12 protein-coding genes are annotated in these 12595 nt (G+C 33.5%); 11 read left to right on the forward strand and 1 reads right to left on the reverse strand.

Annotated features, from left to right (window positions below):
- The first annotated feature begins 129 nt into the window (after positions 1 to 129).
- Positions 130 to 1653, forward strand: a complete 1524-nt coding sequence (locus T335_RS0103380) for a ComEC/Rec2 family competence protein (protein ID WP_026476276.1) — start codon at positions 130 to 132, stop codon at positions 1651 to 1653.
- Positions 1622 to 2668 (forward strand): DNA polymerase III subunit delta, encoded by a 1047-nt coding sequence (holA, locus tag T335_RS0103385; RefSeq protein WP_026476277.1) that lies wholly within the window; start codon positions 1622 to 1624, stop codon positions 2666 to 2668. Before T335_RS0103380 ends, holA begins: the two co-directional genes overlap by 32 nt.
- 70 nt (positions 2669 to 2738) lie before the next feature.
- On the opposite strand, the gene rpsT is transcribed toward holA, so the two are convergent.
- A complete protein-coding gene (gene rpsT / locus T335_RS0103390; RefSeq protein ID WP_408605157.1) occupies positions 2739 to 3005 on the reverse strand; it encodes a 30S ribosomal protein S20 in 267 nt (88 codons plus the stop codon).
- Positions 3006 to 3220: 215 nt separating this feature from the next.
- On the opposite strand from rpsT, the gene T335_RS0103395 reads away from it, so the two are divergent.
- The 9 genes from T335_RS0103395 (at position 3221) to grpE (ending at position 12490) form a co-directional block, all read left to right on the forward strand.
- Positions 3221 to 3535, forward strand: a complete 315-nt coding sequence (locus T335_RS0103395; RefSeq protein ID WP_026476279.1) for a hypothetical protein — start codon at positions 3221 to 3223, stop codon at positions 3533 to 3535.
- A 119-nt stretch (positions 3536 to 3654) separates the two neighbouring features.
- Positions 3655 to 4653 carry a GPR endopeptidase gene (gene gpr / locus T335_RS0103400; protein WP_026476280.1) on the forward strand — a complete coding sequence of 333 codons (999 nt, stop codon included), beginning with the start codon at positions 3655 to 3657 and terminating at the stop codon, positions 4651 to 4653.
- A gap of 260 nt (positions 4654 to 4913) precedes the next feature.
- Positions 4914 to 6143 (forward strand): stage II sporulation protein P, encoded by a 1230-nt coding sequence (gene spoIIP, locus T335_RS0103405; protein ID WP_026476281.1) that lies wholly within the window; start codon positions 4914 to 4916, stop codon positions 6141 to 6143.
- A 45-nt stretch (positions 6144 to 6188) separates the two neighbouring features.
- Positions 6189 to 6524 carry a hypothetical protein gene (locus T335_RS0103410; RefSeq protein WP_026476282.1) on the forward strand — a complete coding sequence of 112 codons (336 nt, stop codon included), beginning with the start codon at positions 6189 to 6191 and terminating at the stop codon, positions 6522 to 6524.
- Between the two features lie 100 nt (positions 6525 to 6624).
- Positions 6625 to 8433: a translation elongation factor 4 gene (gene lepA, locus T335_RS0103415; RefSeq protein WP_026476283.1), complete on the forward strand. Its 1809-nt coding sequence runs from the start codon at positions 6625 to 6627 to the stop codon at positions 8431 to 8433.
- Between the two features lie 301 nt (positions 8434 to 8734).
- A complete protein-coding gene (locus T335_RS0103420) occupies positions 8735 to 9328 on the forward strand; it encodes a membrane lipoprotein lipid attachment site-containing protein (protein WP_026476284.1) in 594 nt (197 codons plus the stop codon).
- Positions 9329 to 9540: 212 nt separating this feature from the next.
- A complete protein-coding gene (gene hemW / locus T335_RS0103425) occupies positions 9541 to 10677 on the forward strand; it encodes a radical SAM family heme chaperone HemW (RefSeq protein ID WP_026476285.1) in 1137 nt (378 codons plus the stop codon).
- A gap of 118 nt (positions 10678 to 10795) precedes the next feature.
- Positions 10796 to 11821: a heat-inducible transcriptional repressor HrcA gene (gene hrcA / locus T335_RS0103430; protein WP_026476286.1), complete on the forward strand. Its 1026-nt coding sequence runs from the start codon at positions 10796 to 10798 to the stop codon at positions 11819 to 11821.
- Between the two features lie 81 nt (positions 11822 to 11902).
- Complete coding sequence (gene grpE, locus T335_RS0103435; protein WP_242837240.1) at positions 11903 to 12490, forward strand: nucleotide exchange factor GrpE; 588 nt, start codon at positions 11903 to 11905, stop codon at positions 12488 to 12490.
- The last annotated feature ends 105 nt before the right edge of the window (positions 12491 to 12595 follow it).

A 12595-nucleotide genomic window follows, 5' to 3' on the forward strand; every position in this document is an offset into this window, starting at 1 on the left:
CTATTTTATCTAAGTAAATTCCATAATACTCTTAGAAGGTTATTAGTGCAGGAAATTGAATAACTAAAAAATTTAACTTGATCTTATCTGTAAACTTTATTAACTTTAGGAAAGAAGGAGCAGAAAATGATGGGTAGACCCTTTACATTTATTTTTATATTTTTTGTTTTGGGAATCCTTTTAAGTAGCCACATCTTGACGGTAGATTTGCCGATTGGAATGTTTTTTGCTATTTTTGCACTATTGCTACTAGCCTTAGAGTTTTTAAAAAAAGGGTCTACTTTATGGCTGGCAATTCTTCTAATGGTTTTTGGTGTATTTATTTATCAAATACAATTTCCAAACACCACTACTTTAAGCAATTATGGAGAAGAATTACCCCTTATGGAAATAAAAATTCTTTCCATGCCTGCTATTAGATTTGACAGAATTGAAGTAGAGGGAGAGATCTTACAGCTATACATTAATCATGAAGGTGTTAAAATTAAAGAAAAGACTAGACTCATTTTAAGGGGAGATCCTTCTTTAAATTTAGAGCCTGGAGATGTGGTTAGGATAAAGAACCCAAAACTCAATAAAGAGTTTAATGATAGAGGTTTAGTAGGTTATGAGCTATATTTAAGGGGGAAGGGGATTCTATATGAGATAGGTGCCAATACCCAGCAAGTTGAAAAGATTCACCCAACCACAAAGCTTATGCCCCTTGGGCTAAGTTTTAAAGTAAAAAGTTACGTAGAAAAGTTTTATGATTCAACCCTACAAGATCCTCAAGGGGAGATTATGAAGAGTGTTCTATTTGGTAATCAAGGATACCTATCACCAGAAATTCGGTCAGCTTTTTCAAAAAGTGGAACTGCCCATATGGTAGCAGTTTCAGGTCTACATATTGGTATTTTAGTATTACTGTTAGAGAAGGTCTTAAAAATTCTCACCGTTGGAAGAAACAAGAGATTAATTGTTATTAGTGGATGTATTTTCTTATATGGATATATCGTTGGTTTCCCCGTATCAATTATACGGGCAGCATCGATGTATGTTTTATATGTGTTAGCCTATTTTCTAGATAGAAGATATGATTCTATAAATTGTTTAATGTTCATTGGCGTAGTAACCTTGATGTTTAATCCTTTAAGTTTGTTTTCAGTATCTTTTCAATTATCCTTTAGTGCGACCCTAAGTATTCTAACGCTGTATCCATTAATAAATAAAATACCTATGAAAATACCCCAGTCGTTGAAGGGATTACTAGTGGTTACCCTAGCAGCTCAATTGGGAACTACTCCAATTATAGCCTATCATTTTAATGAGATTTCAATTATTTCATTATTAGTTAATCTTTTAATTGTTCCCACCCTTGGTTTATTATTATCCTTGGGGTTAATTAGTATTTTTTTAGGATTAATCAATCAGCAGCTGGGTGCTCTGATAAACTACTTTACAAATGGACTACTAACTTATATTTATTTAATTGTAGAGACCAGTAGCAGATTCTCCTATAGCAGTATACAAGTTGAGAAAATTAATGGTATGATAATACTAATTTATTATATTATTTTAGTTATGTTATACTACTTACTAACATCAGGAAAATATTTATGGTATAAAGAAAGTTGGAGGAAAGATGAGTTATCAAATAATCTTAAACAGTATTAAAAAAAATGAAATAGCTAATATCTATTTACTATACGGAGAAGAAATTTATTTAATGGAAGAAGCCGTGAAGAGACTAATAAAAAAATTAGTTTCACCTGATTTTGAAAGTCTTAACCTGATGACTTTTGATGGCAAAGATTTAACTGCAGAGAAATTAATTGATGCTTGTGAGACTTTACCCTTTATGGCAGAAAAAAAGTTAGTTCTTGTTAAGAACTTTGAAGGCTTTCAAGGGAAAAAGAAGGTCCTTACTGAAGATGATGAAGAAGAGTTAATCGGTTATTTTCAAAAAATATCTGATAGTACCTGCTTAGTTTTTTATGGGCAGCCAACTATTGATTCGAGAAGGAAAATTGTTAAGACTATTTCTAAGTATGGTCAAGTAATTAATATAGAAAAATTAAAAGAAAACGAACTAAGTCAATGGATTTTAAAAGAAATAAAGGGATATGATAAAGAAATTCAGCCTAAAGAGCTGACTTACTTAATGAATCATCTAGATTACTTTGGAAGAAATGCCACTCAAACCCTTATGGATATAGCCAATGAAATTAAGAAAATTGCTTACTACATGGGGGATGAAAGTAAAGTAGAGATTAGCCATATTGAAAAGGTATCAACCTTTAAGTTTCAGAATGATATATTTAAGCTTTTAGATGCAGTGGGGCAGCGGAATATTCAAGAGACCTTAAAAAGGTTAAATCACCTTTTAGAAGAAGGGGAAGTGATCATCCGTTTAATGGTAACCTTAAGTAATCAGTTGAAAAATATATTATCGACAAAATTATTATTAGAGGAAGGTTACAACCCTAAAATGATTGCTTCTAAAATTGGCATCCATCCCTTTGTAGCATCAAAATGTGCAGAGCAAAGTAGGCACTATTCAATTAAGCAATTAAAAGCCCTATTGAATCATTTTCTTGAGATGGACTTGATGATTAAATCGGGTAAAATCAACGATCGACTGGCGTTAGAATTGTTATTAATGGAGATGTGTAATAAAAAAGAGCATTAAAAAAGCGTACATAAGTACGCTTATTTTATTTTTAAGGTTACCGAGACACGGTTTTCTTTTTCATGTAGGATTATACAGCTTTGTTTAACTTAGTAGCTAATCTAGAAACTTTTCTAGAAGCTTTAGCTTTATGAATTACACCTTTGGCAGCTGCTTGATGTAATTTCTTCTCAACGAATCTTAATTTAGCTTTAGCATCTTCGAAGTTTCCAGCTGAAATAGCCTCTTCAAATCTTCTAATAGCAGTCTTAAGTTGAGATTTAACCATTCTGTTTCTTGCAGTTTTCTTTGCAATAACTTTAATTCTCTTTTGTGCTGATTTAATATTTGCCAACATGTTCACCCCCTTACGTGGTCACTAACATTGTAATTTTATCAGAAATAAGGACAAAATGCAATAAAATAATTTAATAACTTTTATATAGTTTTATTACCATAAAGAAGAATTATTATACTAATATAATAGAGCATTCTGGTGATTTAAACAATTATTTACATTTAATGAATTAAATAGTATCATTAATACATACCATTAAAAGGGAGGTAATAAGTTTGGATAATAAGTTCAATCAACGGTTAAGGGAATTCGAAAATGATCAAGTGAGAAATCAAACGATTAAAGACTTACAAAGTAAGCATAATCAGCCGCCACCATCTAGAAGAAAAAGTATAAAACAGATGTTGATTGGGGTCTTTTTTGCCATCATTTTATCTCTGATAGACTATCTAATAAAAAGATTAGAGCCTCAAGGCGGACTTAGGCAATTTTTAGTTATTTTTTTCTTTATGTCAGCTATTGGAGCTGCTCAAATCGGCTTTGGAGCCTATAGTTTTATTAATAGTTTTTCCATTAATAAGAATCGGTAAATCAAAAAATCTTCAAAACAATCTTTCCCTCATATAATTAATAATTTGTGGCTATTCATCTAATACTAAAGGTAATGAAGAGAAGCTTATTATTGAATAAATTGATATGAGGTGGAAAAATGGAAAAGAAAAATAGTAATAACGAATTTCAAATTAGAACTGACCTCGCCATGGAGGCTAGAGAACTATATCAAGAAGAGAAAAAGCAAGAAATACAAGGGGTTTCTGTCGAACAAGAAGAGTTAAAGGACGTTACCATTACTAGGGTAGAGGTATTAAATGAAGAAGCCGCCAAAGTTATGGGAAAACCTAAAGGTAGTTATATTACATTAGAGTGTATGGGTCTAAGAAGGGCAGATGCAGATTTAAAAGATGAAGTAAGTCAAGTAATGGCAAAAGAGTTAAGGGCTATAACTGGAAACAGAAAAAACATTAAAGCTTTAGTAGTCGGCTTAGGAAATTGGAATGTTACTCCCGATGCCCTTGGGCCAAAGGTGGTATCTAAGGTATTTGTGACGAGACATTTATTTCAATTCTACAATAAAGATAAAGATGATGACCTAGCTCAAATTAGTGCAATTTCCCCTGGTGTAATGGGAACTACTGGAGTAGAGACCAGTGAAATTATTAAAGGAATAGTAGAAAAAATTAATCCAGATGTTGTAGTGGCTGTAGATGCATTGGCTTCTCGAAAAATGGAGCGGGTAAATGCTACAATACAAATCTCCAATACAGGAATTAGCCCTGGGTCTGGTTTAGGTAACAAAAGAAAAGCCCTAAACCAAGAAAATTTAGGTGTACCTGTTATTGCCATAGGAGTCCCTACAGTAGTAGATGCAGCAACGTTAACCAGCGATACAATTGCTATGGTAATCGATGCCTTTACTAGACAGGCAGATAAGGGCTCAGATTTCTATAATATGTTAAAGGAGCTTCAAGAGGAAGAAAAATATGCGTTAATTAGAGAAATACTAGAACCCTATAATGCAAATGTAATGGTTACACCAAAGGATATAGACGAGACAATTACAAACCTTTCTCAAATTATTGCCAATGGTATTAATATCGCCCTTCATCCTGGTATCGATTTAAAGGATGTTAATCGTTATATTAATTAGTTTAAGAATTAAATTTTAGAACCAATTTTAGAACTAAATAAGCTTAAAGTTTATATCGGTTTAAAATATAATAATTGCAAAAAACTAGTCTTTAAATGTTAAAGATATACTGTATTATTGCATTGATTGATTTAAGAAGATCTTAGGAAAAATAATCTGATGTAATTAAAATTAAATATAAAAATAGTTCTATAATTAAGCACCCCCTTCATAAGTATTGTATATACTAATATATTCTACAAAAAAGGTGGGTGCTAAAGTTGTTTAATGGAAATAGAAGTTTAAGAAAGGACTATCGAAATATTCTTATATTGGTTTTATTGTTGGCAATTTTCTTTTCTCTTGGTAATATGCTTTTTAACAGAGACGCCTTTGCTGCTACATATATTAATGGAGAAATAGCTCAACAGCAACAACAGGACAAACAGTTTTTATATAAGGCAATTAATCATGTTTTTCCAGCAGGAGGAGCCCAAGAGGGCGGCAATCTATTGGGTGGGATTAAAAGCATTTATGCAACAGTGGTCAATAGTATTTTTTTTATTGATCTTAATGATCCCTATTCCTTTATTGAACCACAATTCCCCGGTATGACAACCTATAATCAGCTAATGGCATCAGAACTGGATGAAAATAGGGGGGTCAATAATCCTTTACCAGTAACATCGCAAGATATTTATTTTGTAGATGTAGATGATGAAGCTATTGAAGTAGATGACTTAGCAGAAGTTGATAACCCAGAAGATTATGACTATGGCGATAATCAGACGGGAATTTACTTGCCCGACACAGATGTAGTGGATAGTAGGAGTACTTCGGGAGATATTTCTTTAGAGGGATTAAAGTTACCAGAAAAAATAGATTTTGAAGAGGGGAAACCCCATATTTTAGTTTATCATACCCACGGAACTGAATCATACAAACCTGCTTCAGAAGGGAACTATCATACTTTAAATAAGCAATATTCGGTAATTGCTGTAGCGGAAATTGTTGTAAAAGAACTAGAAAAACAAGGCTTTAATGTTATTCATGATACCACCTATCATGATTATCCCTCCTTTAATGGATCCTATGGCCGCTCTTTAGTAACAGCTCAAGAAATCTTAAAGGCAAATCCAAGCATAAAAGTGGTTTTGGATATCCATAGAGATGGATTTGAATTTCCAGATAATGAAAATTTGATTCGAAATAATCAATGGAGCTACAATAATGAGACAATGGCTAAATATTATTTTGTAATAGGGGAAAAAAGCCCTAACAGGCAAGAAGTTGAGACCTTTGGTCGCTTTGTAAAGGCCGTTAGTGATCAAATGTACCCTGGTTTTAGTAAGCCATTATTTATGAAACCTTATATTTTAAATACATCTTTAGTAGATCATTATGCCCTTGTAGAACTAGGAAGTAATGCCAATACGATAGAAGAGGCAAAAAGGTCTGCCTACTACTTTGCAGAGGTTATAGCAGAATCCCTCAAGTTAATTAGTAAATAGGTTTAAAAAATAGAGAAGTAGTCTACACTATCAATGGTGATGTAGATGAAAACAGTTGGAAGAATGGAAGAAAAAAAGGTTTTAAAGAGAAAAAAACGTTACGTTAGATTAGGGCTACTACTCTTACTTTTACTTTTGGTTTTAGGCCTCTTGGCAACAGACTATGCCTTAAGAAATATGATGGCCCTATTTGATGGCGGGCAACTATTTTCTTATGGTAGAGAAAATAACATCCATTATCTTGAAATAATGGGGCATGAGTTTTATATAGATCATGAAAACATCTATGGAAACTTAGTTAGTTATATTGAGTGGACTAAGGGGAAATCAGTAGCCTTATTTGAAAGTATAAAAGCATTAATAGGTAAAATGTCGGGATAACCGACATTTTTTTGTAAATATTAATAGATAGGCTACCACCCTTTGACAGTTTATGATATAATTTATAAAGTTACGCAAGATTAAAGGAGGATTTTACCTTATGCCAAGTGATAGACAAAAGAAAATTAGAAACTTCTCTATCATTGCCCATATCGATCATGGAAAATCTACCTTGGCTGATAGACTGATAGAACATACAGGACTAATAAGTCAACGGGAAATGCAAAACCAGATACTAGATAATATGGATTTAGAGCGAGAAAGAGGAATTACCATTAAGCTTCAATCCATTAAGTTGGCCTATAAAGCAAAAGACGGAGAAGAGTACTTTTTAAACCTAATTGATACTCCCGGCCATGTGGACTTTACTTATGAGGTATCTAGAAGTTTAGCAGCCTGTGAAGGGGCAATACTGGTGGTAGATGCTGCCCAAGGAATAGAAGCTCAAACCTTGGCCAATGTCTATTTAGCTTTAGAGCAAGATTTAGAAATTATCCCAGTTATAAATAAAATTGACTTACCAAGTGCAAGACCAGATGAAATTAAGAAGGAAATAGAAGATATTATTGGGCTAGACGCCAGTGATGCACCACTAATTTCAGCTAAAGAAGGTCTTAATATTACAGATGTTTTAGAGGCCATCGTTCAAAAGGTCCCTGCACCAAAGGAAGAGGAAGAAGCACCTTTAAAGGCATTAATTTTTGATTCCTATTATGATAATTATAAGGGTGTCGTTGCTTATATTAGAGTTGTAGAGGGTTGCATCAAAAAAGGTATGAAAATAAAAATGATGGCTACCAACAAGATTTTTGAAGTTGTTGAGGTTGGCGTAAACTCACCGGGTCAAATTCCTTTAGCAGAATTAAAGGCTGGGGACGTTGGTTATGTTGCTGCCAGCATTAAAGATGTTCGAAATTGTAGAGTTGGGGACACCATTACCGATGCAGAAAATCCAACACCACAACCATTGCCAGGATATCGAAAAGTTACTCCAATGGTATATTGTGGTATTTACCCTGCAGAAGGGGAGAAATATGAAGACGTAAGAGATGCCCTTGAAAAGTTACAGGTAAATGACGCGGCTCTAGTATTTGAGCCAGAAACTTCAGTAGCCTTAGGCTTTGGTTTTAGATGCGGATTCTTAGGATTATTACATATGGAGATTATTCAAGAAAGGCTTGAAAGAGAGTTCGATCTTGATATGGTTACAACAGCTCCAAGTGTAATTTATCGTGTTACTAAAACCGATGGTGAAGTAGTTATGATTCAAAATCCTGCTAACCTACCAAAACCTCAAGAAATTCATATGATGGAGGAGCCAATTGTAAAGGCTAGTATCATGGTACCAACTCAATATACCGGTACAGTAATGGAACTTTGTCAAGAGCGACGAGGAGACATGAAGAATATGGAGTATATTGATGATACAAGAGTTTCCATCCATTATGAATTACCATTAAATGAAGTAGTTTATGACTTCTTTGATGCTTTAAAATCAAAAACGAAGGGTTATGGTTCCTTGGATTATGAATTCCTGGGCTACAGACCTTCAAAACTAGTTAAACTTGATATTTTAATTAATACTGAACAAGTAGATGCCCTCTCTTTTATTGTCCATGAGACAAAAGCCTATGCTAGAGGAAAGGCAATGTGTGAAAAGTTAAAGAACGAAATACCAAGACACCAATTCCCAATTCCACTACAGGCGGCTATTGGGCAAAAAATCATTGCTAGAGAAACCATTAGCGCATTACGTAAGGACGTATTGGCCAAGTGTTATGGTGGGGATATTTCCCGTAAGAAGAAACTTCTAGAGAAACAGAAAGAAGGTAAGAAGCGTATGAGACAAGTTGGTAGTGTCGAAGTACCTCAAAAAGCCTTTATGTCAGTTTTAAAGTTAGACGATTAAAAGAATATTTGGAGGGTTTAGTCATTTTGTTCTATGACTAGGCCCTTTAATTATATAAGGAAAACATCTGCTGTGCAGATGAAGCTAAAAAGCTTTTAGCAGTGAGTGAAAAAAGGAAAAATTCGTTTGACATTCATCAGAGATGCAAATTAAAATATAAGTAGGCGCTTCTGATACAAGGAGCGAAGAAAAAGGCAATAGCGTAATATATCAAAAATCAAATGGACCATTCTTTTCCACAGGAGCTAGACCTTAAATTATAAAGGTGGCTTTCGAGCCACCTTTTTTCAAGGAGGTATGTATGAAAAAATATATTGCTCTTTTAAGTATCATGTTGCTTCTAGTAGGCTGTAGCTTTCAAGTAAAAAATAATTCCATGATTACTGACCATAACACTAATTATTACTGGGCAGAAAGAATAGAAACCCATGCTAGACTTTTATTAGTTGTTGAAGATCACATTAACGAAGAGAGGTTTAAAGAAGCTCTTGGGGTTGTAGATGGTTATTTAGTTGCTACTGAAAAAGATGGCATCTTCATGAAGGATGAAAAAGAAGTTTATCATATACTGAAGCAGTTTTACGAAGATGTTATGGTAGACAGAATAATAACTATTGAAAATAACTTAAGAGATCTAATTGGTAACTTAGAAGTATATTTGTCTAGTAATAAGGATCATGTCAATCAACTAGAAATTAGGTTGAATAAATTAAGTAATCTGACTTATGCTATAGGCCAAGGTGGAAGAACAGTAACTAATCATGACTTAACACTGTATAATTTAGTAGCTTATCCATTTCAAGTAAAAGAAAATAATAATTATAATGAAATCTTGAACTTAGTAAAAGAAATAGAAATAGAAATAAATAATATTAATGAAGTAATCAATTATTAGTCGCTTGCCAATTAAGACGAAAGTTTAGACCTTATATTAGATGAGGTCTTTTTTTATTTATTATAAATAAGCGGGTTGTGGTATAATTTATTGACAATAATGATTGATGAGATAAACTTTAACTGAAAAGTAATGTTCTAAATAATATTCAACTAAAAATCATTAAATAAATTATGTGAAATGGTTTTATATTGTAAATAGAGAGGTGAAAAATGAAACCTATCAGCCTATATATCCATATACCCTTTTGTGAGAAGAAGTGCTACTACTGTGACTTTAACTCCTATGGAGGGAAGAAACATTTAATAGAACCCTATTTAGAGGCCCTTATAAAGGAAATAGATTTTTATGAAGATGAATTAAAGGGATATGAAGTGAAGACCATATTTATTGGTGGAGGCACACCTTCGTTATTAACGGGTCTTCAAATGGACACTTTAATGAATCACCTTATAAAAAAAGTGAAAATCGGTAAGAATTCAGAAGTAACCATGGAAATGAACCCAGGAACCCTTAGCCTAGAAAATATAAAGGGCTACTATCAAAGTGGCATTAATCGATTAAGCATTGGGCTACAGGCTACCCAAAATCATCATCTAAAAAGCTTAGGGAGAATCCATAGCTATGAAGATTTTTTGAAAAATCTACAGGATGCCCAAGGGGTAGGCTTTAACAATATTAACGTAGATTTAATGTTCGCTTTACCAGAGCAGACAATGATCCAGTGGCAACAGAGCTTAAAAGAAATTACTAGCTTAGGGATACAGCATATCTCTACCTACAGCTTAATATGGGAGGAGGATACCCTCTTTCTACAATGGCAACAAGAAGGAAAACTTAAAGAACTAGGAGAAGACCTAGAGTTAGAGATGTATCATGAATCGATACACTTTTTAAAGGAGAAGGGTTATCAGCATTATGAAATATCCAACTTCGCAAAGGGTGGTTACGAAAGCCAACATAACCTAACCTATTGGCATTATGGAAATTATTTAGGTTTTGGTGCAGGGGCCCATTCCTACCTTTCCCCTAAACGACATCATAATGAAGGGGAAATTACAACCTATATTAATGAAATTAAAAATAACAAGCTACCAATTGTAGAAAATATCATTAATAGTAGAGAAGATGAAATAAGTGAAAGTATGTTCTTAGGCTTAAGACTGATGGAAGGGGTAAAACTTAAATCTTTTCAAGAACGATTTGGGAGATCTCCTTTAACGATTTACAAAAGTCAATTTGAAAAGCTTATGAGGCAAGGGCTAATCGTTATAGATCAAGAAAGTGTACGTCTTACCCCAAAGGGGATTGACCTTTCAAACCTTGTTTTTCAAGAGATGCTTCTATAAAATTTGCTTCTAAAAAAGTTTATTAGAAACTATTGACAAAAATATTATGAAGTGATATTTTAATAGCAGGTAGCATTAGCACTCATTAATCAAGAGTGCTAATAATTGAGGTGATATGATGGAATTAAATGAAAGGAAGCTAAAAATATTACAAGCGATTGTTCAGGATTATATTCAAACTGCAGAACCCATCGGTTCTAGAACCCTAACGAAAAAATACAATATAGGGGTAAGTCCTGCAACAATTAGAAATGAAATGGCTGACTTGGAAGATTTAGGGTTTTTAACACAACCCCATACTTCCGCCGGAAGGATTCCTTCAGATAAGGCATATCGATTGTATGTAGACTATCTATTACAAATGAAGAAAATTGCCTCCTTCCATAGGGATACAATGAGGGCAGATTTATTAAAACGGTTTGGTGAGATAGAGGATCTATTACAATATAGCTCTAGAATCCTATCCCAGCTAACCAATTATACATCCATCGCTTTAGCACCTCAAATTAAGGGGAGTAAGTTAAAGCATGTACAGTTAGTACCCATTGATGGAGAGCATATTATCGCCATGATTGTTACGGATACCGGTGTGATCAAAAAACCTTTGTTAAAGGTTACAGGTGGCATGGACCTAGAACACACTTTAAAAGTATCGGCCCTATTAAATGATAAACTCTCTGGGTTAACCTTTCAAGAGATAGAGCAGAAGTTGGCTGCAGACTTAAAAAAGGAAGCCAATGAATTTAGTAATATCATTGAAACTGTTGTTCCAGAAGTGTTTAGAACCCTAGAGGAGATCGATGACATTGAACTTTTCTTAAATGGGACTACTAACATATTTAACTTTCCAGAGTTCAGTGATCTTTTAAGGGCAAAGTCTTTTCTAACGATGTTAGAAGAAAAAGCATTAATTAGTAACTTAATTACTGCAACTGAATCAGAGGGAATAAGTATTTCAATTGGAAGTGAGAACCCCTTCCAAGAAGCAAAGGACTGTAGTTTGGTTACTGCCAGCTTTAAGTTGGAGGGGAATGTAATTGGGTGGTTAAGTGTCATAGGGCCAACTAGAATGGACTATTCCCATGTAATTAGTGTAATGGACCAAGTAAGCTCCTATATTAATCATCTATTAAAGAACAGATAAGTAAAGTAGTGGGAAATACTTATGTGTTTTCCACTATCTTTAGATTTTATATAGTACTTAATGAAAAAGGCGGTGTTTTAATTGGAGAAGGAAATCAGGGAAGAAGAAAAGGAAAAAGACGAAGAGACAGAATTAGAAGCAGAAACGGCTGACAATAACCTAGAGGCTGTGGAGGATGTAATGGAAGAAACTAACAATCCTGATGAAATTCAGTCTTTAGAAGATCAGTTAAAGAAAAAAGAACAAGAATTACAAGAACAAACTAATCAGTTGCAACGACTACAGGCAGACTTCATTAATTATAAGAAGCGAGTAGAAAAAGAAAAAAGTGAAATCTACTTATATGCTAATGAAAAAATTGCATCTGATCTATTAGGTATTGTTGATAATCTTGAAAGAGCTATTGCAGGTTCTGATGAAGCTGAAGCCGATAGTGGACTATATCAAGGAATTCAACTGGTATTTAAACAATTAAAAGAAATTCTATTAAAGCATGACATCGAAGAAATTGATGCCTTAAATCAACCCTTTGATATGAACCTGCACCATGCAGTTATGCAGGAGGATGTTGAGGATGTAGAATCTAATACAGTTATTGAGGTATATCAAAAGGGCTACAAAATAAATAATAGAATTTTAAGGCCAGCTATGGTAAAGGTATCAAAATAAAACTCCCATTTGTAATATAAGGTTATAAGGGGTAAAGTGTTATTTTGTATAAATAAATTTAAAATAAATTTGATAAAATGATAATTCATTAAAGGAGGAAGAAAG

The organism is Alkaliphilus transvaalensis ATCC 700919 (assembly GCF_000621485.1).
In the GTDB taxonomy this organism is placed as follows: Bacteria; Bacillota; Clostridia; order Peptostreptococcales; family Natronincolaceae; genus Alkaliphilus; species Alkaliphilus transvaalensis.